The organism is Neisseria montereyensis (genome assembly GCF_024834045.1).
GTDB lineage: Bacteria > Pseudomonadota > Gammaproteobacteria > Burkholderiales > Neisseriaceae > Neisseria > Neisseria montereyensis.
This window is the reverse complement of record NZ_JANUXW010000007.1, coordinates 59,968-75,814: the sequence shown is the minus strand read 5'-3', so window position 1 is coordinate 75,814 and position 15,847 is coordinate 59,968. Positions and strand designations below refer to the sequence as shown.

General features: G+C 48.9%; 28 protein-coding genes. All 28 read left to right on the top strand.

All coding sequences use genetic code 11. The features are described 5' to 3' along the window. The first annotated feature begins 7 nt into the window (after positions 1 to 7). The 28 genes from NXS09_RS08170 (at position 8) to NXS09_RS08035 (ending at position 15,841) form a co-directional block, all read left to right on the top strand. The gene (locus NXS09_RS08170; protein ID WP_259292058.1) at positions 8 to 148 is read left to right on the top strand and encodes a hypothetical protein; all 141 of its coding nucleotides are present in this window, start codon (positions 8 to 10) and stop codon (positions 146 to 148) included. 1 nt (position 149) lies between these two features. Further along, entirely contained in the window at positions 150 to 638 is a 489-nt protein-coding gene (locus tag NXS09_RS08165) for an HI_1489 N-terminal domain-containing protein (RefSeq protein ID WP_259292057.1), read from the top strand. Next, complete coding sequence (locus NXS09_RS08160; RefSeq protein ID WP_259292056.1) at positions 635 to 1,090, top strand: hypothetical protein; 456 nt, start codon at positions 635 to 637, stop codon at positions 1,088 to 1,090. The genes NXS09_RS08165 and NXS09_RS08160 overlap by 4 nt, the downstream gene beginning before the upstream one ends. Beyond that, complete coding sequence (locus NXS09_RS08155; RefSeq protein WP_259292055.1) at positions 1,087 to 1,302, top strand: hypothetical protein; 216 nt, start codon at positions 1,087 to 1,089, stop codon at positions 1,300 to 1,302. The genes NXS09_RS08160 and NXS09_RS08155 overlap by 4 nt, the downstream gene beginning before the upstream one ends. Positions 1,303 to 1,314: 12 nt before the next feature. Further along, on the top strand, positions 1,315 to 1,842 hold the full coding sequence (locus NXS09_RS08150) for a host-nuclease inhibitor Gam family protein (protein ID WP_259292054.1): 528 nt from the start codon (positions 1,315 to 1,317) through the stop codon (positions 1,840 to 1,842). Next, positions 1,842 to 2,018, top strand: a complete 177-nt coding sequence (locus NXS09_RS08145; RefSeq protein ID WP_259292053.1) for a hypothetical protein — start codon at positions 1,842 to 1,844, stop codon at positions 2,016 to 2,018. Before NXS09_RS08150 ends, NXS09_RS08145 begins: the two co-directional genes overlap by 1 nt. A 54-nt stretch (positions 2,019 to 2,072) precedes the next feature. Continuing rightward, positions 2,073 to 2,960 (top strand): recombination-associated protein RdgC, encoded by an 888-nt coding sequence (locus NXS09_RS08140; RefSeq protein ID WP_259292052.1) that lies wholly within the window; start codon positions 2,073 to 2,075, stop codon positions 2,958 to 2,960. 256 nt (positions 2,961 to 3,216) lie between these two features. After that, positions 3,217 to 4,089 (top strand): hypothetical protein, encoded by an 873-nt coding sequence (locus NXS09_RS08135; RefSeq protein ID WP_259292051.1) that lies wholly within the window; start codon positions 3,217 to 3,219, stop codon positions 4,087 to 4,089. A gap of 302 nt (positions 4,090 to 4,391) precedes the next feature. Beyond that, positions 4,392 to 5,012 carry a Rha family transcriptional regulator gene (locus NXS09_RS08130; protein WP_259292050.1) on the top strand — a complete coding sequence of 207 codons (621 nt, stop codon included), beginning with the start codon at positions 4,392 to 4,394 and terminating at the stop codon, positions 5,010 to 5,012. A 3-nt stretch (positions 5,013 to 5,015) separates the two neighbouring features. After that, positions 5,016 to 5,189: a DNA polymerase III gene (locus NXS09_RS08125; protein WP_259292049.1), complete on the top strand. Its 174-nt coding sequence runs from the start codon at positions 5,016 to 5,018 to the stop codon at positions 5,187 to 5,189. 144 nt (positions 5,190 to 5,333) lie between these two features. Then, positions 5,334 to 5,744 carry a gp16 family protein gene (locus NXS09_RS08120; RefSeq protein WP_259292048.1) on the top strand — a complete coding sequence of 137 codons (411 nt, stop codon included), beginning with the start codon at positions 5,334 to 5,336 and terminating at the stop codon, positions 5,742 to 5,744. A gap of 1 nt (position 5,745) precedes the next feature. After that, positions 5,746 to 6,204 carry a Mor transcription activator family protein gene (locus NXS09_RS08115; protein ID WP_259292047.1) on the top strand — a complete coding sequence of 153 codons (459 nt, stop codon included), beginning with the start codon at positions 5,746 to 5,748 and terminating at the stop codon, positions 6,202 to 6,204. Positions 6,205 to 6,343: 139 nt separating this feature from the next. Next, entirely contained in the window at positions 6,344 to 6,889 is a 546-nt protein-coding gene (locus NXS09_RS08110) for an N-acetylmuramoyl-L-alanine amidase (protein ID WP_259292046.1), read from the top strand. Then, complete coding sequence (locus tag NXS09_RS08105) at positions 6,886 to 7,119, top strand: hypothetical protein (protein ID WP_259292045.1); 234 nt, start codon at positions 6,886 to 6,888, stop codon at positions 7,117 to 7,119. The genes NXS09_RS08110 and NXS09_RS08105 overlap by 4 nt, the downstream gene beginning before the upstream one ends. Positions 7,120 to 7,121: 2 nt before the next feature. Beyond that, on the top strand, positions 7,122 to 7,355 hold the full coding sequence (locus NXS09_RS08100) for a hypothetical protein (RefSeq protein ID WP_259292044.1): 234 nt from the start codon (positions 7,122 to 7,124) through the stop codon (positions 7,353 to 7,355). Further along, complete coding sequence (locus NXS09_RS08095; protein ID WP_259292043.1) at positions 7,336 to 7,746, top strand: SirB2 family protein; 411 nt, start codon at positions 7,336 to 7,338, stop codon at positions 7,744 to 7,746. The genes NXS09_RS08100 and NXS09_RS08095 overlap by 20 nt, the downstream gene beginning before the upstream one ends. Then, positions 7,646 to 7,966, top strand: a complete 321-nt coding sequence (locus tag NXS09_RS08090; RefSeq protein ID WP_259292042.1) for a hypothetical protein — start codon at positions 7,646 to 7,648, stop codon at positions 7,964 to 7,966. Before NXS09_RS08095 ends, NXS09_RS08090 begins: the two co-directional genes overlap by 101 nt. Beyond that, complete coding sequence (locus NXS09_RS08085) at positions 7,963 to 8,307, top strand: hypothetical protein (RefSeq protein ID WP_259292041.1); 345 nt, start codon at positions 7,963 to 7,965, stop codon at positions 8,305 to 8,307. Before NXS09_RS08090 ends, NXS09_RS08085 begins: the two co-directional genes overlap by 4 nt. Positions 8,308 to 8,312: 5 nt before the next feature. After that, entirely contained in the window at positions 8,313 to 8,576 is a 264-nt protein-coding gene (locus NXS09_RS08080; RefSeq protein WP_259292090.1) for a hypothetical protein, read from the top strand. Beyond that, a complete protein-coding gene (locus tag NXS09_RS08075) occupies positions 8,576 to 8,794 on the top strand; it encodes a hypothetical protein (protein ID WP_259292040.1) in 219 nt (72 codons plus the stop codon). The genes NXS09_RS08080 and NXS09_RS08075 overlap by 1 nt, the downstream gene beginning before the upstream one ends. Next, on the top strand, positions 8,794 to 9,303 hold the full coding sequence (locus NXS09_RS08070; protein WP_259292039.1) for a DUF1804 family protein: 510 nt from the start codon (positions 8,794 to 8,796) through the stop codon (positions 9,301 to 9,303). Before NXS09_RS08075 ends, NXS09_RS08070 begins: the two co-directional genes overlap by 1 nt. Positions 9,304 to 9,313: 10 nt before the next feature. Further along, positions 9,314 to 9,568, top strand: coding sequence for a hypothetical protein (locus NXS09_RS08065; protein ID WP_259292038.1), 255 nt, complete (start codon positions 9,314 to 9,316; stop codon positions 9,566 to 9,568). 9 nt (positions 9,569 to 9,577) lie between these two features. Further along, entirely contained in the window at positions 9,578 to 11,203 is a 1,626-nt protein-coding gene (terL, locus tag NXS09_RS08060; protein ID WP_259292037.1) for a phage terminase large subunit, read from the top strand. A gap of 18 nt (positions 11,204 to 11,221) precedes the next feature. After that, a complete protein-coding gene (locus NXS09_RS08055) occupies positions 11,222 to 12,646 on the top strand; it encodes a phage portal protein family protein (protein ID WP_259292036.1) in 1,425 nt (474 codons plus the stop codon). Then, positions 12,646 to 13,986 carry a phage minor head protein gene (locus NXS09_RS08050; protein ID WP_259292035.1) on the top strand — a complete coding sequence of 447 codons (1,341 nt, stop codon included), beginning with the start codon at positions 12,646 to 12,648 and terminating at the stop codon, positions 13,984 to 13,986. The genes NXS09_RS08055 and NXS09_RS08050 overlap by 1 nt, the downstream gene beginning before the upstream one ends. Then, positions 13,983 to 14,306, top strand: coding sequence for a hypothetical protein (locus tag NXS09_RS08045; protein ID WP_259292034.1), 324 nt, complete (start codon positions 13,983 to 13,985; stop codon positions 14,304 to 14,306). Before NXS09_RS08050 ends, NXS09_RS08045 begins: the two co-directional genes overlap by 4 nt. 115 nt (positions 14,307 to 14,421) lie before the next feature. Further along, entirely contained in the window at positions 14,422 to 15,498 is a 1,077-nt protein-coding gene (locus NXS09_RS08040; RefSeq protein WP_259292033.1) for a hypothetical protein, read from the top strand. A gap of 10 nt (positions 15,499 to 15,508) precedes the next feature. Beyond that, positions 15,509 to 15,841, top strand: a complete 333-nt coding sequence (locus NXS09_RS08035) for an oxaloacetate decarboxylase alpha chain (protein WP_259292032.1) — start codon at positions 15,509 to 15,511, stop codon at positions 15,839 to 15,841. Positions 15,842 to 15,847: the final 6 nt, after the last annotated feature.

Genomic DNA, 15,847 nt, shown 5'->3' with positions numbered 1-15,847 from the left:
GCAAATGATGGAAGCAAAAAAATTTACAGACAAACAAATTGCCGAAGCCTTGGGGGATAGCAATCGGTTGGAATGGTTGGTTAAACGAGGCGGGGCAGAGTTTAGCGTTGCGATAGACGATGCCAGAGAAGATTGGGAGGCAAAATGAAATGAATATCAAATGCCCAAACTGTGGTGCCGTGCATAGCCTTGACAGCTTAATCGGCAACGACGGGGCGGCTGATCTGATTAAGGCGGTATTGGAGTTTGATGCGGCCATAGGCAAGGCGGCGGTGCGTTATGTGGGCTTGTTTAGACCGGCCAAGAGCCAACTAACCTTTGCGCGCACCGCCAAGTTGCTGGGTGAGCTGCTGCCGGATATTAAGGCCGGGCAAATCAGCAGAGACGGTGTTGTCTACCCCGCCCCGCCGGGAGCATGGCTGTATGGCTTTGGGGCGGCGGTTGAGGCACGGGATGGTGGCCGTCTGAAAACACCCCTTAAGTCGCACGGCTATCTATACGAGATTATCAGCCATTGGCGACCGGCTACCACCGCTGCCGTCTCGCCCCCTGAAGCGGCTGGAAGTGCCCGCCCTGCCAGCCAAACATTAACCGCCGCTAGTATGTTGCAAGCGGCCAAGAAAGGGGCGCAAAAATGAAAGAGCTACCCGACAACCTGCACAACGCGGTAGTGGACGGCTTAACCATGTTGCTTGCGCTACGCCTAACGGGTACGCCTGCGGTGGATACCGTGCAGGCTACCGCCCAAGCATGGAGCGTAGCACTGGCGCATGGCAAGCAGTGGGATGAGGCGCAAGATATCAAGCGTATTCAGACGGCCTTTGTCGTGTTGTCGGGGCAGGCCAAACGTTGGCCGTCACCAAGCGACTTACTAGACTGTATGCCGCCCCGTCCGGAGCGGCTGAAGCTGGAATACCGCCACCAGCCGACACCCGCCCAAAAAGCAGCCGCTAAACAGGTTATGGCGCAAATCAATGCCGCCCTAGCTAAAGCGCCTTGTATGCAGCGGGATTGGATACACGGGCCGCGCAGTCGGTCGGTGGATGAGTGTAGACGGATTTATGCCGCAAGGCAGAAAGGCAAAAAATGAAGAAATATAAAATTATTATCAAAGAAGATGAGGGAGGGAATTTGCAGATCAAAGTCCCGTTAATATCAGTTGATAAAGACTCCTCATTACAAGAATTAGCAGCCTACTTACTTGCTGGGATTGCTGAAGATATAAAAAAAGATGCTGATGCAGACCAAGAGGGTACTAAAAACCGTCTCTATCAACACATTGTTATTAATGCCTTAAGCTGAAAGGAAACCAAAATGGCTAAACCCAAAAGAATCAAGAAAGAAGCATTAGTAGTGGCTGTACAAGACCGTGACGCGGCGGCCGAACAAATCAAACGCCTAGGCGATTTACAGCGCGAGATTGACCGCATCGAGGCCGACCATAATGACAAGGTGGCCGAATTGCAAAAGGCTGCGGATGAGCAAATCACGCCAATTAAGGATGAGATGCAGTCAATTGAAGCCGGTGTGCATGCTTGGGCGGAAGCCAACCGCGCCGTATTGACAGACGGCGGCAAAGTGAAATTTGCCGAGCTGAATACCGGCATTATCAGATGGCGCAATAATCCGCCTAGATGCACGGTGAGCGGCATGGATGCGGTGCTGGCCTTGCTAGAGTCCAATCCGGATTTGCAACGGTTTGTTCGCGTTAAACGTGAGGTTAACAAGGATGCCGTGCTTAATGAGCCGGAGTTTTTTGCGCAAAACCCCGTGCCCGGCATCAAAATCGTGACGGGGAAGGAATTTTTTGAAATTAAACCGCATCATCAGGAGTTTGCGTAATGGCCGAAATCAAAATTATCATCAAAGACCACGTTAATGGCGTGTCATTTGAGTGTAAAAGTAACCGCCCAATGCCGGAAAAATCCGAAGATCGCACGCCAGCGGAAGAAATGGCAATCGTTGTTAATGAATTTATGGCTGGAGTGTTCTGCCCTGAGCCGAAAACCAAGCACTAACCAAGCGGGCATTTGCCCGCTTTTTATTACGTTATCTGAATAAAGGAAAATATTATGTGGTTTAAACAATTAACAGCATATCCAATGCCGAAAAAACCAGAAAAAAAACAATTGGATGAAATGCTTGGGGGTAGTTGGTTTGGCCCCTGCTTGGGCTTGGATTGGTTTGCAGAGGGGTTCACACAGCCGACACCCTATACAGACATGGCGGTGGCTGATGCCGACGGCCATTATTTGGTTGCGCTGAAACGAGAAGAAAAGGTATTACCATCGGCAGCAATCAAAGAAATTTTAGAAGAAAAAATTAATAACATCAAAAATGCCGAAGGGCGCGATGTAGGCAGTAAAGAGAAGCGAGAGCTTAAAGAGAAAATTATCGACGACCTGTTGCCGCGTGCCCTAACACGGAGCAGCCGTACTCATGCAATCCTGACCGATGGCTGGTTGTTGATAGACAATGCTGCACCAAACAAAGCCGAAAAGATGTTGGCAAAACTGCGAGAAGCATTGGGTGGATTGGAAGCTAAACAGCCTGTTACACGGCAATCACCATCAAGCCTGATGACTAACTGGTTACTTGCAGGTGAGGCGCAAGGTAATTTTAAAATTGGCTCCGATATTGTGCTACGCGGAAGCGGCGATATTGCCCCTGTGATTAAAATCAAGGATAAGGATTTGACCGATAACGATGTGGTACAGCACGCCCGCAACGGCATGACCGTTGCGGAAATGAACCTACAATGGCATGGGTTAGATTTTGTTTTAACGGATAAAATGACCCTGAAAAGCATTAAATATTTGGATGTGCTGACAGAGTTACCCGAAAGAGATGGATGTGATGGCTATAATTTTTGGTATACATCACAAATCATTATGACCCGTTACCTAACGGATATGTTAACCGAGCTGCTGGGATACTTAGGCGGCTGGAATCAGCAATAAAGGCCGTCTGAAAACCCCAAATCCAAGCCGATTTATTCAATAAGCCGGCTTCAGTTTGTGGTTTTAAGTATAATTTAAACCTTTTTAACAAAGGGGTTTGGTTATGACGAAAATAAAAAATTACCAAAAACAGGCGGTAAACGAACTGGTTGATGCTTACAGCTTAAACCCTGTTTTATTTAAAACAGGCGCAGTACACAAACTATTGTGCAATATACAAGATTCGCAAACCGCTGCAAAAGCATTAGCGGAACTGTTGGATTACCAAGATTTTGAATGGGTGGATTTTGATAAGTGCATCGGATTTTGCGAAAAATACGATATTAGGCCAAGTGCGTACTGGTTTTTGGATAAAAAGCCGAAGGCTGCTGAAACATTAAAAGAATTTTTAGAAACGCTTACTATCCCTGAAATCAAAAAAATGGCGAAGCAAAAAAGCATTGCCAAGCTGCCTACCCGCAAGGCGGAAATCATTGAAAAGATTTGCGCTGAAGCAGATTTACAGGATTTTAAAACGGATATAAATGCCGTTTTAGAAGAACGCGAAGAAAAGTATCGGCAAGCAAGATTTATAGCAAAATGCGAAACTTTGGTACACGATATTGCTGCGAGGGCAAGCAGTAACGGCCTAATTGAAAGAAACGATAAAAGATCGCTTTCATTCAATTACAGCATTTATATTCAAAACGAAGACGAAAGGGAAATGGCTTATCTGATGATGGGCGGTTACCATACTGCCGAAGATGGGAAAGGCGGCCTGAAATCATTACCGCCGTTCTTCCCGGGTGATTCTGCTTGGGTATCTGCCGAATGGGACAGAAGTAAAAAACTTGAAATCACTTCCCCTATTACGCCGACCATTCCTGTTGAGCCTACCGCGCATAAGGGAAAACTGAAAGCTCAAATACTGGCAGATCAACCGCTCGAAAGCCCGCATAAGGTAGCAAAAACAAACATGAAAATGTCTGCTTTACCATATCTGAAATGGGCAGGCATAGGGTTTGTCACATGGGTATTATTCGCTGTTTTGAAGGAAGCTTCAATTTCAAACCAAATCAGAGTTGCATTTTTTGCCATAATTTTTCTAGCTCCATTTGTGGTTTTGTGGATTTTTCTTAACAAGCGGTAATTATTTCAAATAATCGGCGCAAAAACAGTTGCAATTATTATGCGTTTGCCGTATTGTATTTTTAGGTGCTCAAAACACCTTGAATACAAAGACGGACATAACGCCCCGATAGCGCGGATTTTTTATGCCTATCATTTCGGATGGCCTGTTCAGGCCGCCCGAATCACAGCCTTATGGCCGAGTGTGCGAGGAATACAATACCCGAAAGGGGAATAACTCCGCCGTTTCTTTGTACGGTTTTGAGCACTTGGCCGCCCTTTACGGGCAAATTTTCAAATATCCTCTCAAAAAGGAACAAAGAAATGAACTCTCAACCTTTGGTGCGCCATTCCGGTAACCGCTTAATCACTACTTCCCTAGCTATTTCTAATCACTTCAACCGAAAACACAAAGATATTTTACGAGCAATAGAAAATTTAGAATGTTCACAAGAGTTTAGAGAGCGCAATTTTGCGCCCACCTCTTATAAAACTTCTCAAGGAAAGATCATGCCTGCCTACGAAATCACCCGAGACGGATTTGTTTTCTTGTGTATGGGCTTTACAGGCACGCAGGCGGCACAATGGAAAGAAAAATATATTGCCGCGTTTAACGCGCTGGAAGCCGAAGTCAACAAAGGCGGCGACGTTGCCCTGTTGCAACAACAAAATGAAGCCCTGAAACAAGAATTGGCTATCCATGCCCCGAAATTTGTAAGACTGGCCTTTTATCACAACGTCGGGCTTGAGATGAGCGAAATGCGCGCCCTTACTAACCGTTCCGCCCGTACCGTGCGCCGCAATCTAAAAAGACTGGCCGCCTGCGGCCTAACCGAATACCGCCCCGACCCGCGCTTGTCTGCATTTGGGAAACTCGGCAATCTTCGCCGCCGCCAGAATGCCGAATTTTTTGCAGCTCAACAATCTTTAAGCTTGGGGGAATAAACAATGAATAACGAGTTTAGATTAAACCAACTGGCCAACGGCTTGGAATTTTTGGGCTATGCCGTGATGCAATGTGAAAACATCAAAGGGATAACGGCCGAGCAATTAGGCAATCTATTATTGGTGCTGTCGGATTATGCAGCGATAATAGAAAAAGATAACGACGGGCAGATTTAAATAAGGCCGTCTGAAAAAAAACAACCCCGCTTTAATGGCGGGGTATTTTTTATTAAAAATATTAATGGCATAAATACAAAATATAGTAGAAAAATATATAAAAAATGATAAAATACCGCAATATATAGTATTTTAGGGTTTGCCATGAAAACATCAAGAAACGCCATGATTGCCAAAATCAAGATAGCCCAAAAAGAGCTTAATATGGCCGATGATGCCTATCGTGCAATGTTGATGCGGATAACGGGTAAAAACTCGTGCACCAAAATGACCGAGGGCGAACTTGATAAAGTAATTGCCGAGATGCAGCGCATGGGTTTCCGGCCGCAAGTCAATCAATACGGCAAGCGGCCGAACTGTCGCAGCGATGCCGACCCGATGATGCGCAAAATTGCAGCCCTACTCGCAGAGGGCAATTTGCCGTGGAATTATGCTCATGCGATGGCCAAGCGGATGTTTGGGGTTGACCGTGTGCAGTGGCTTTCACACGGGAATATGCATAAGTTGGTGGCGGCGTTGCAGATTGCCGCCAACCGCAAAAAGAAAGAGGCCTGATATGGCTTGGAGCTTAACGGAGCAAGAATTTGATAACGTCCGCCACCTGCTGCCGGATGGGGCAATTGATTTGATACAGGTGGTGGGGGCGGATGCCGCCTACCGCATGATTAAGCGTTGGGGCGGCACCAGCCTACCCGTGGGGATGAATAAAACCCGTAACGGCAAAATCCTACACGCAAACCTAGCAGAGGAAATTGGTGAGGAAAACGCCCTTAAAATCGGGCGGCTCTTTGGAAAGCAGCGGTTTTTGTGGGTGCCGAAATGCCAAGATGCTTTGCGCGAGGTAAGAAACCGCAAAATCCGTGCCCAAATTGATGATTTAACAATGCGTGGTAGTTACTCAATGCCTGAAGCAGTGCGTAAGATTGCCGTTGAGTATAATTTAACCGACCGCCAAATCTGGTATATCGCCAAACAGACGGATATTGATGCAAGCCCTCAGATGGCGTTGATTTGAGGCCGCCTGAAAACACCAACCCCCGATTTATTCGGGGGTTTTTGTTTTGAGGTGAAATAGGTGTATCCGGTTTTCATACGGCATTTTTTTAAAATTTAGGCCTTAACACGTTATTTAAACAGACATTAAAAGGATGTGTATGGGCAAAATTATTGTATTGACTGCCGGGCATAGCAATACCGACCCGGGCGCGATTAATGGCAGCGACCGTGAGGCAGATATGGCGCAAGACATGCGCAATATTACGGCGCACATCTTGCGTAATGATTATGGCCTTACCGTGCGCACCGATGGCGAGGGCAAGGGCAATATGCCGCTGCGCGAGGCGGTTAAATTAATTAAGGGCGGCACTGTTGCGGTTGAATTTCATACCAATGCGGCTTCGAATAAAACGGCCACCGGAATTGAAGCCCTAAGCCTGCCGCAAAACAAGCATTGGTGCCAAGTATTAAGCCAAGCAGTGGCCAGTGTGACCAATTGGCGTTTGCGCGGTGACAAGGGTTTTAAGCCTGACAACGCCGGACAGCATAGCCGATTGGCGTATGCACGCGCGGGCGGCATTATTTTTGAGCCGTTTTTTATCAGCAATGACAATGATTTAAAGCTGTTTAAAGAGCGCAAGTGGGTGATTTGCCGTGCCATTGCCACGGCCATCGCGGAAGAATTGGGAGTGGCCAAGGTATGAGCATCTTAAAAAATATCAAAGCGGCTGCCATGTATTTTGTATTAATGCTTCTTGGTAATAATCCCAGCGATGAGCAAGTGGCACAGGCGGTTACCAGACTGCCTAATATCCGACCGTTGGCCGATTATCCCCGTCCTAATCGCCAATCAGGTGTGGCGGCGGCCAAGCGTGCGGCAGGCAAAGCGCGTAGATATAGAGCGCACCAACGCCGCAAACACAAAGGTCGCTAATCATGGCGGTATTGGATATTTTGCGCAATCCGGCAACGGGCAAACTTAGCCACTCTAAGGTATGGGCCAATATAGCTTGTGCGGCGGGTACTTATAAGTTTGTGACGCTGCCGGAACCATCGGCGGAAATTTGGGCGGTGTATTTGGGTATTGTGGGCGGTTACGCCGTAGCACGGGCATTTGTGAGTGTTAAACGGCAAGCCTTGGAGACGGATGATGCCGATAAAGTGGATTAAATATCTGCCGCATCTTGTTATTGCCATACTGCTGGGGGCGGCCTTATGGCTTGCCTACCGCAGTGGTTTTCAGACGGCCTATAACGAGCAACAGCTTGTGATTGACAAGGCCGAAAAAGACAAAAATGCGGCGCTGCTGGCGTCGGCCAATGCCTACATAGAGCAGCTAAAACAGGTGCAGCAAGCCAAAGATGATCAGACAGCCAAAACGCAGGCGGTAGGTGCGCAATTGGCACGGGCGCAAGCCAATGTATATCGGCTTAAGCAGCAACACAAGACAGGGATTAATCATGCAATCGAGCAAGACAAGACTGATATTGGTGAGTGTATTAACGGGTTTGGCCCTAACAGCCTGCGGCAGTACCGCCGCGCCCTCGGATACGCCGATTAAGACCATTGATGTGCCGGTTATGCCTGCGCCGCCGGCTGCCCTAATGGTGCCGCCGGTGCGCCCGGAACCGCCCCAAAACGGCACGGTTGCGGCCATCTTGGAGCATGCGGTCGAGTTTGGCGGCTATGTGGCGGAATTGGAAAACCAAAACACGGCTTGGCGTGATTGGGCTGGTGTGAGTCGTCAACCTAGAGTTGACAACTGGAGTAATGCGAAATGAATTATCAAGATATGGTATCCCGTGTGTTGTCGGTTAAGTTTGCCGGGCTTGAGATGGGATTGGCCAAAGCACGCGAGCAACAGTCATTTGTGCAGCATGTAGCCCGTACGCTGGACGATACCAGTTGGGATTATCGGGTGAGTATGGATAAGGACTTTGGCGTGACATTTTGCGTCGACACTGGATTGGTTGGATATAAACACCAGTATCAAGCCATTAAACAAGCGTTATCCGAGCGATTTGATGTGGATTTTACCGTGGATAATTTGTCGGCTACGTTGCAGGTATCCTGCCGCCGTACGGGGTATGGCTGCCGGGTGATGTTTGGGAGCGCCGAATGAATCCTATTGATTTTGAGTTTGGTTTTAAGGCTTTGTGGGGGCTTGCAACTGCTGCCGGTTGGTTTTGGGTTAATGGCATATCAGGCCGTCTGAAAGAGGCCGAAAAAGACCGGGAAGAGCTGCGCCGAGAGCTGCACCAAGTCCAACTTAAGTACCACAGCAAACAAGACGCAGAGGCCGACCAAAAAACCGTGATGGCGTTTTTAACGCGAGTTGAAAACAAGCTAGATAAGCTATCCGACAAACTTGACCGAAAGGCAGACAAATAATGGATTACAACCGTAAAGACCCCGTGATGGAAGCCCTGCTTAGAATCGAATCCAAGCAGGAACAAATATTAGAAAACCAACAGGCTATGGACGAAGAAATCAAAGAAATCCGTAAAGAGTGCCGTAAAACCGCTGCTTTATATGGCGGCTTGGGCGGCATGACAGTGGCGGCGGGTTTTGAGTTGATTAAGATTAAATTAGGGATTGGTGGTAACTAATGGCGCACTCGCAAGAGACCCGCGAGAAGCTGCGACAACTGTATGTATCAGGCAGCCAAACCTTAGAGACGGCGGCAATGATGTGTGAGGTACCGCAGGCGACCGCAAGAAATTGGAAAAAAGCAGCCAAAGCAAAAGGCGATGATTGGGATAAGCTACGGGCGGCCTATACCTTGGCCGGGGGTGGTATTGAGGATTTAAGTCGCGCGATGTTGGCTGGTTTTTTGATGCAGTACAACAACACCATGACCATGTTGCAAGAAGAAGACACGGAAAAACTGCCCCCATCCGAACGGGCAAAACTGCTGGCCAGTCTTGCTGATGCATTTACCAAAACCGTGGCGGCCAACCGTAGGATGATGCCCGAAATAAGCGAATTGGCAGTGGCGATGGAAACCATTAAAGCCTTTGGCGATTTTATCCGCGAAAATCGCCCGGCCGTGGCAATGGATTTTATTGAGTTGATTGAGATGTTTGCGCCCGAATTGCAACGGCGCTTCAGTAGTTGAGGCCGTCTGAATGATGATAGAGGTTAAATACACGCATAAGGGCTGGTATTTGTTTTGCCCGATTTGGATTAGTAATTGGCAAAACCCCGATGATGCCCCTGCCGTTGCGCCCCGTTATAAATTGGCATGGCTGTTTTGGTTGGCAGACCAGTTTTTTTATGCAATGAGCGCCGCGCACGAAATGAAAACGGGTGAGCCGTTGCCATTTTGTTTCAAAGTTGACCCCCGCCCGCTTAAAAAGCCGGTGATCCATTATTACAAATAGGCTAATAACATGCGTTTAAAGTCGCCGTTAAAAAGCAAAGAGTTTAGGCGCGAGCTGGTGGATTATGCAGGCCAGTTGCGCCGTCTAATTGAAGCAGAGGTTGAGGGATTTCCCACTAAACCTGCCGATATCCTACGTCGCCGTCAAGCGGTATTAGACCCGGTTCACGGATATGAATACTTTGTAAACAACTATTTCCCACATTACATCAGTAGTGGCAGCAAATCGGAATTGCACGAGTATTTGTTTGAGCGGCTGCCAATAGTAGCGGCAAGCAAAGAAAGCCGCTCGGAAGCCATTGCCGCCCCCCGTGGTGAAGCTAAATCGACGCTGGTTACTCAACTCTATACCCTTTGGCGGATTGTGACGGGGCAGACGCACTACGCCGTGATTGTGATGGACAGTATCGACCAAGCATATCCGATGCTGGAAACCATTAAAGCCGAGTTGGAGTTTAACCCGCGTATTGCTGCTGATTTTCCGGCTGCTGCGGGGGCTGGCCGTGTATGGCAGGCCGGTACGATTGTAACGGCCAATAACACCAAAGTGCAGGTGGCCGGTAGCGGCAAAAAGCTGCGTGGTATGCGCCACGGCCCCTACCGCCCTGATTTATGCGTCCTCGATGATATCGAAAACGACGAACAGGTACATAACCCGGAACAACGCAAAAAGCTCCAATCATGGCTTGAAAAAACCATAGAGCCGTTGGGCGGCGTGGGCAAGAAGTACGACATTATCTATATCGGCACCATACTGCATCATGACAGCGTGCTTGCCCGAACACTAAGTAATAAGTTTTGGCACTCCCGTTTGTTTAAGGCTATCAAACGCTGGCCGGACAATATGGACTTGTGGGAGGAGTGGGAAACCATTTGGCGGAATTACGGCGAAGAGGCGGCAATGCGGTTTTACACGCAAAACAAAGCCGAAATGGAAGCCGGCGCGGTTACCTCTTGGGCAGCACGCGGTATTTTGGAGCTTATGAAAAAACGCGCCAAAATCGGCCCGCACTCATTTGCCTGCGAATACCAAAACGACCCCGCCAGCGGCGAAGACTCCCCCTTTGCCGATTATTTAGACAGTTGCTACTTTGCCAGCCTACCGCACGATGTGGTGATGTATGGCGCAGTTGACCCGTCGTTGGGTAAGAGTAGCAAGAGCCGTGACCCCTCTGCCATTTTGGTGGGCGGCTATCAAAAAAGCACCGGTATTTTGTTTGTAGAGGTCGCAAAAATAAAACGCCGAGTACCCGACTTAATCATTGAGGACACGATTAAGTTGCAAAAAGAATATCAATGCCAAGTGTGGGCGGTTGAAACGGTTCAGTTTCAAGAATTTTTTAAGGATGAACTGGTTAAACGTTCCGCCCGTGCCGGTTGCCCTGTGCCTGCCAGAGGCATTAAGCCGGCCAGCGATAAGCTGCTGCGTATTGAGAGCCTGCAACCGCATATTGCCAACGGATTGATTAAGTTTAGGCAAGAGCAGCGCGAGCTAATCGAGCAGTTGCGGTATTTTCCTAATGCTGATCATGACGACGGCCCCGATGCTCTGCATATGTTGTGGATGTTGGCCGTGAGCGGCAATAAGGCGGATAGATCTATACCGATTAATTTGCCGGAGCCTACCTATGACTGATTTACTAAAGGTGTAAATATGTTTGGATTAACCAAGAGCAAAGCTCAAAGACACATTGATGCGTTGGTTACAGACACCGCTTATGCGCTGGATGGTTTTATGGCTAGCGCAGAAAGCTCGGACGAGCTTTTAGACCGTCTTGGGTTGAGTCGCGAGCAAGTTTTTGCAGCTGTAAATTCCGATGATGAGGTGGAGTCATGCAAAGAGGATTTGCGCACGGCAATGATGGCGAGCGGATGGCGGTTGTATGGCGACGGTACCGATGATACCCAGCTTGACCGCATCTATCGGGTGATACGCAAAAACTTGGCCGCATTTGTTGAGCTGGTTTTGACTGCACGGCTCAACGGTTATGCGGTAGGTCGTTATATCTACCGCCGTGAAGCAGACGGTTTGATTGTGCTTGATTACATTGCCGACCGTCGAGACGAGCTAGACCGCTATACGCCCAAGCGTGGCGGAGTGTTGATATATCGGGCAGACATAGGCGAGGAGCAGTTGGACACGCAGGTAATGAATCTGCTATTGGTTAACCGCGCCACCGCCAAAAACCCAGCCGGTGAGATGGCCGTTGCCCGGCTTTATCCTGCCGTATCCATGCGCAAAAACGGCTTTTTATATGCACACCAATTTATCAAGCGTTATGCCCAGCCTTATATGGTCGGCAAGGTTTCCGGCGATGCGCAAGGCTTTGTTCGCAAATTGTTTTCATTCATTTCGGGCGGTGCGATTACCGTAGATGCCGATGATAGCGTGGAGATGCTCACCAACTCGGCGAATGGCGAGGGCTTTGAAAAGCTGGAGCGTATGGCAAACGCCCGTATTCAAAAGGCATTACTTGGACGTGTAAAAATATCCGACATGGCAAACGGCAGCCGGGCGGCCCAAGAAACCGAAGAAAACACCCGTCAAGACCGCATTGAGGCTTATTTGAGCCTGCTATCGTTGGCAATACAGCACGCCATTGATGCAATGGTGGCCGTTAATGCCGTGTGGGGCGTTGAAATTAAACAGCAAGGCGGCTTGTGGTTTGAGTTCATCGAAGAAATCAAAATTGATAAGGCGCGAGCGGAACGCGATAAAATTTACGCTGATTCGGGTATGGTGCGCTTTACGCAAGACTATTTTACGCAAGTGTTAGGGTTTGAGCCCGAACATTTTGAAATTGTTGACCAAGCGCAGCAAGGCGCAAAGGCAACACTTGCCCTGAAACTTGCAGACGGCCAAAACGGTCAAGAATCGCCGCTTTTGAAGTCAGACCAAGCCTTAATGCAGCCTAAAATGCAGATGATATTAAGTGCATTACAGGCGGCAGAAAGCTATGCCGAGTTTGAAACATCCTTAAGTAAGATGGACTTGAGCGACGGCGATATGGCGATTGTCGATAAATTGGTCGGCGAGAGTGTGCGTGGTTTTTCAGACGGCCTTGAGGACGGTAAATAATGGAGTTGAGCTTTAACAGCCTGATTGACCGTGCTGCCTTGGGGTTTCTGAAAAGTAAGAAATTGCTGCCCGGGTTTAGCCATTACGACGTATGGCTGTATGAGCATGCCGTCGCCTTTACCGTTGCCAAGATGATGGATAAGGATATGCTGGCGGACGTACAGGCGGCGTTAACCGATGCCATGCAAAACGGCACAACTTTTGCCGAGTTTAAACAACGTTTAAAACCCTATTTAATGGCCAAAGGCTGGTGGGGCGAATCGGTGATGACCGACCCGGTGGACGGTGTGCCGAAAGTCGTGCAACTGGGCAGTACCCGCCGCCTGCGCACGATTTTTCATACCAACTTGCAAACCAGCTACGCCGCCGGGCAATGGGCGCGGGTACGAAACCGGAAGACGGCCCTGCCGTATTTGAAATATATCCCCAGTGCGGCTACGCACAAGCGCGAGGCGCATAAACCTTACTACAATTTAATTTTGCCGGTTGAGCACGATTTGTGGCATACGATTTTCCCGCCCAACGGTTACGGCTGCTTGTGCGGTGTGCGCCAACTCACCAAAGCCCAAGCTCTGCGCGAACGCGGTGAAGATATCGACAAAGACCCCGACAGCTTTACCGATGCACAAAAAGAGGCATATAAGCAGGGTCGCATTGATGACAACCCTGATATCAAAACCATAGAATTTACCAACCCCCGCACGGGGCAGACAGTAACGATCCCCGCCGATATTACACCAAGCTTTGCGCACAACCACGGCGACCGTGTAGGTGCATTGCAGAGGCTGTTTGGTGAGCGGCACGGCTCTGATGCTTTAGATAAGATGATCGACCAGCGTGAAACTTATTTGAGTGCGAAGATGCGTCCTGTAGGGGTTTCGGTGACCGGTTTTGGGGGATTGAAGGCTGATAAATCAGAAATTGCACGTTTGCTAGAAGATGGTGCACAGAAAAAACAAAACCTGCATGAGGCCGAAGCCGCTGCCCTATGGCAGCAGGCTTATGGTGTGAAATTGGAGCGATACGATTTACCCAATAAGAATCCACCCGATTTTATGGTGGTGACTGACGGCACACCTGAAACATGGCCGACATTGGATTTTATGTTTACGGCAGACCTATCCAATGAATACAAAATTAACGGATTTAATATCCACGTTAGTAAAATGTGGGATGACGTTGCAGGAAATATCCAAAGGCACTTGAAAAAAGCCGATATTGTGCCGTTGGATTTACGCCCGCTCAATGCCCTCAATCGCGCCAAGGTTATTACCTATGTGGTATCATTACCAGAAGAACAACGTAATAAAATCACTTTGATATTGGGGGATAAAAAATGAGCGTCCCGTTTGGATTAACAATTAGCAATGGTAACTGTTTTGATATGAGCCGTGCGGCCGTAGTGGACTTATACGATTATCTAGAGCCGCTTTTTATGGATAATTGGCGCGATGACAACAATCCTGATAAAGACTATGCAGGCTGCTTTACCGGTATGTTTTTCGGCAGCATCATGCCCTTTTCGCACCTGCCCTCCGCCGAATACCGACAAGCCTGTCAATGGGTGGACGAGGCGGTGGATAAGCTGGATTCCCTTAAACCCTATAAGTCCGATTTAACGGCCGCTTTGCAAGCCGACCCACGTTACAAAACCGCCTGAAACCAAAAAACGACAAAAACGCGCTTTTTAGCGCGTTTTGTCTTATGGGTATCTTTACCCCTTACCTTTGCTTATACCCCCCCGTTAAACCCCCGTTAAAATCGCCGCAATCGGCATGTCTGTCATTAGTTGGCAATGTCAAACCTTAGCAACGGATAAAAATGCCGTTTCCCCTGTCGGCAGTAATGAACTGCTGCCAAGCCAATTCTTCACAAGCTGCCTCTATCATGGCGGCATGAATACAAAAAACATCCCCCAAACTTTAAACCTGCGCCTTTCTTCTGCTGATGCGGTGGCTGTAGCTGCTGTATCCGGCGAAGAGCCGCGCAAGTTTTCCGGTATTGCCAACAGCGGCCGTCCGTTCGGTTTAGGTATGTGGCAAACGGTTATCGACTTCGACGGTATTAAGCTCAAAGACAAAACCGCATTTCTTATAGACCACGCAGGCAGTAAGCGTGCCGGCATGGGTAAGTTATCGGTGACTTCAGACGGCCTATATGCCGAAGGCACTTTGCTCAACAATGAACACGGGCGAGCCGTGGCGGAAGAATCCGACCAAGGCTTTCCGTGGGAAATGTCAGTATATGTGCAATCGGCGCGCGTTGAAGAGTTGAGCGCAGGAGCTAAAGTCAGCGTTAACGGCCGTGAAGTACAAGGCCCTATGCTGATTATGCGTGATTGCACCATCCGCGAAGTATCGTTTACCGCCGTCGGTGTTGACGGCAATACCCACGCCGTGGCCTTGTCTGATGATGGCAAGCCGCAGGTATTTGATTATCAACCCAAACAGGAGCGCTTGAGCATGACACCTGAAGAAAAGGCCGAGTTCGACCAACTCAAGGCGGATAAGGCCGCGTTAGAAAAAGAAAATGCTGATTTAAAACTATCAGCGCACAAGGCGCAGATTGACGCCAAGTTGTCGGCAGCCGGATTTAGTGTCGGCGAGGACGGCAAGTTTAGCGGCGTCCATGAATCCACCTACAAGCTATTGTTAGCAGCGGATTTGGCGCAAGCCGAAGAAGTGATTGCTGATTTAAAACCCAAAGATGCAGCATTGTCAGCTAACGCCAAGCCACCGGTGCCGGAAGCGTTGCTTGCCGATAAGGGCGGTAATGTGCAAGACGGAACCGCTGCTGTGAAGTTGTCAGTGGCAACAGGTAAAAGCTCTTTTAATGGGGGTGAATATGTCTGAAGACGCGAAAATGAAAACCACAGGTGAAACCTTAGCGCCTGTTACCGGACACTTTTTGAAGTGGGAAGCTACGCCGTTAACCCGTGTGGCGGTGGCTGCCGACGAGGGTACTAAAATCGGCACATTTGTCGATTACCCCTTGCGCGAGGGTAAAAAACTGCTGGCCTTGACCAATGAGCAAGACGGTAAGGTGATTGTACAGCCGCATAACTGCATTATCGACTTGTCGCTGGTTGCAAGTACGGCGGTTAATGCAGCCGCGTCAACAGGCGGCAATCTGGACGGCCTGAAAAAAGATGGCGACCCTTACGGTATTGTCTATCAGGGCACGCCGCAGGCTTAATCCCAA

Excerpts from the sequence above, each read along its gene's own strand:
- terL (WP_259292037.1), top strand. The coding sequence starts at position 9,578 with ATGCGTTTAAAGTCGCCGTTAAAAAGCAAAGAGTTTAGGCGCGAGCTG.
- NXS09_RS08040 (WP_259292033.1), top strand. The coding sequence starts at position 14,422 with ATGTCTGTCATTAGTTGGCAATGTCAAACCTTAGCAACGGATAAAAAT.
- NXS09_RS08170 (WP_259292058.1), top strand. The coding sequence starts at position 8 with ATGGAAGCAAAAAAATTTACAGACAAACAAATTGCCGAAGCCTTGGGG.
- NXS09_RS08165 (WP_259292057.1), top strand. The coding sequence starts at position 150 with ATGAATATCAAATGCCCAAACTGTGGTGCCGTGCATAGCCTTGACAGC.
- NXS09_RS08045 (WP_259292034.1), top strand. The coding sequence starts at position 13,983 with ATGAGCGTCCCGTTTGGATTAACAATTAGCAATGGTAACTGTTTTGAT.
- NXS09_RS08140 (WP_259292052.1), top strand. The coding sequence starts at position 2,073 with ATGTGGTTTAAACAATTAACAGCATATCCAATGCCGAAAAAACCAGAA.
- NXS09_RS08055 (WP_259292036.1), top strand. The coding sequence starts at position 11,222 with ATGTTTGGATTAACCAAGAGCAAAGCTCAAAGACACATTGATGCGTTG.
- NXS09_RS08150 (WP_259292054.1), top strand. The coding sequence starts at position 1,315 with ATGGCTAAACCCAAAAGAATCAAGAAAGAAGCATTAGTAGTGGCTGTA.
- NXS09_RS08065 (WP_259292038.1), top strand. The coding sequence starts at position 9,314 with ATGATGATAGAGGTTAAATACACGCATAAGGGCTGGTATTTGTTTTGC.
- NXS09_RS08095 (WP_259292043.1), top strand. The coding sequence starts at position 7,336 with ATGCCGATAAAGTGGATTAAATATCTGCCGCATCTTGTTATTGCCATA.
- NXS09_RS08070 (WP_259292039.1), top strand. The coding sequence starts at position 8,794 with ATGGCGCACTCGCAAGAGACCCGCGAGAAGCTGCGACAACTGTATGTA.
- NXS09_RS08145 (WP_259292053.1), top strand. The coding sequence starts at position 1,842 with ATGGCCGAAATCAAAATTATCATCAAAGACCACGTTAATGGCGTGTCA.
- NXS09_RS08035 (WP_259292032.1), top strand. The coding sequence starts at position 15,509 with ATGAAAACCACAGGTGAAACCTTAGCGCCTGTTACCGGACACTTTTTG.
- NXS09_RS08120 (WP_259292048.1), top strand. The coding sequence starts at position 5,334 with ATGAAAACATCAAGAAACGCCATGATTGCCAAAATCAAGATAGCCCAA.
- NXS09_RS08075 (WP_259292040.1), top strand. The coding sequence starts at position 8,576 with ATGGATTACAACCGTAAAGACCCCGTGATGGAAGCCCTGCTTAGAATC.
- NXS09_RS08100 (WP_259292044.1), top strand. The coding sequence starts at position 7,122 with ATGGCGGTATTGGATATTTTGCGCAATCCGGCAACGGGCAAACTTAGC.
- NXS09_RS08085 (WP_259292041.1), top strand. The coding sequence starts at position 7,963 with ATGAATTATCAAGATATGGTATCCCGTGTGTTGTCGGTTAAGTTTGCC.
- NXS09_RS08105 (WP_259292045.1), top strand. The coding sequence starts at position 6,886 with ATGAGCATCTTAAAAAATATCAAAGCGGCTGCCATGTATTTTGTATTA.
- NXS09_RS08115 (WP_259292047.1), top strand. The coding sequence starts at position 5,746 with ATGGCTTGGAGCTTAACGGAGCAAGAATTTGATAACGTCCGCCACCTG.
- NXS09_RS08155 (WP_259292055.1), top strand. The coding sequence starts at position 1,087 with ATGAAGAAATATAAAATTATTATCAAAGAAGATGAGGGAGGGAATTTG.
- NXS09_RS08125 (WP_259292049.1), top strand. The coding sequence starts at position 5,016 with ATGAATAACGAGTTTAGATTAAACCAACTGGCCAACGGCTTGGAATTT.
- NXS09_RS08160 (WP_259292056.1), top strand. The coding sequence starts at position 635 with ATGAAAGAGCTACCCGACAACCTGCACAACGCGGTAGTGGACGGCTTA.
- NXS09_RS08110 (WP_259292046.1), top strand. The coding sequence starts at position 6,344 with ATGGGCAAAATTATTGTATTGACTGCCGGGCATAGCAATACCGACCCG.
- NXS09_RS08130 (WP_259292050.1), top strand. The coding sequence starts at position 4,392 with ATGAACTCTCAACCTTTGGTGCGCCATTCCGGTAACCGCTTAATCACT.
- NXS09_RS08090 (WP_259292042.1), top strand. The coding sequence starts at position 7,646 with ATGCAATCGAGCAAGACAAGACTGATATTGGTGAGTGTATTAACGGGT.
- NXS09_RS08050 (WP_259292035.1), top strand. The coding sequence starts at position 12,646 with ATGGAGTTGAGCTTTAACAGCCTGATTGACCGTGCTGCCTTGGGGTTT.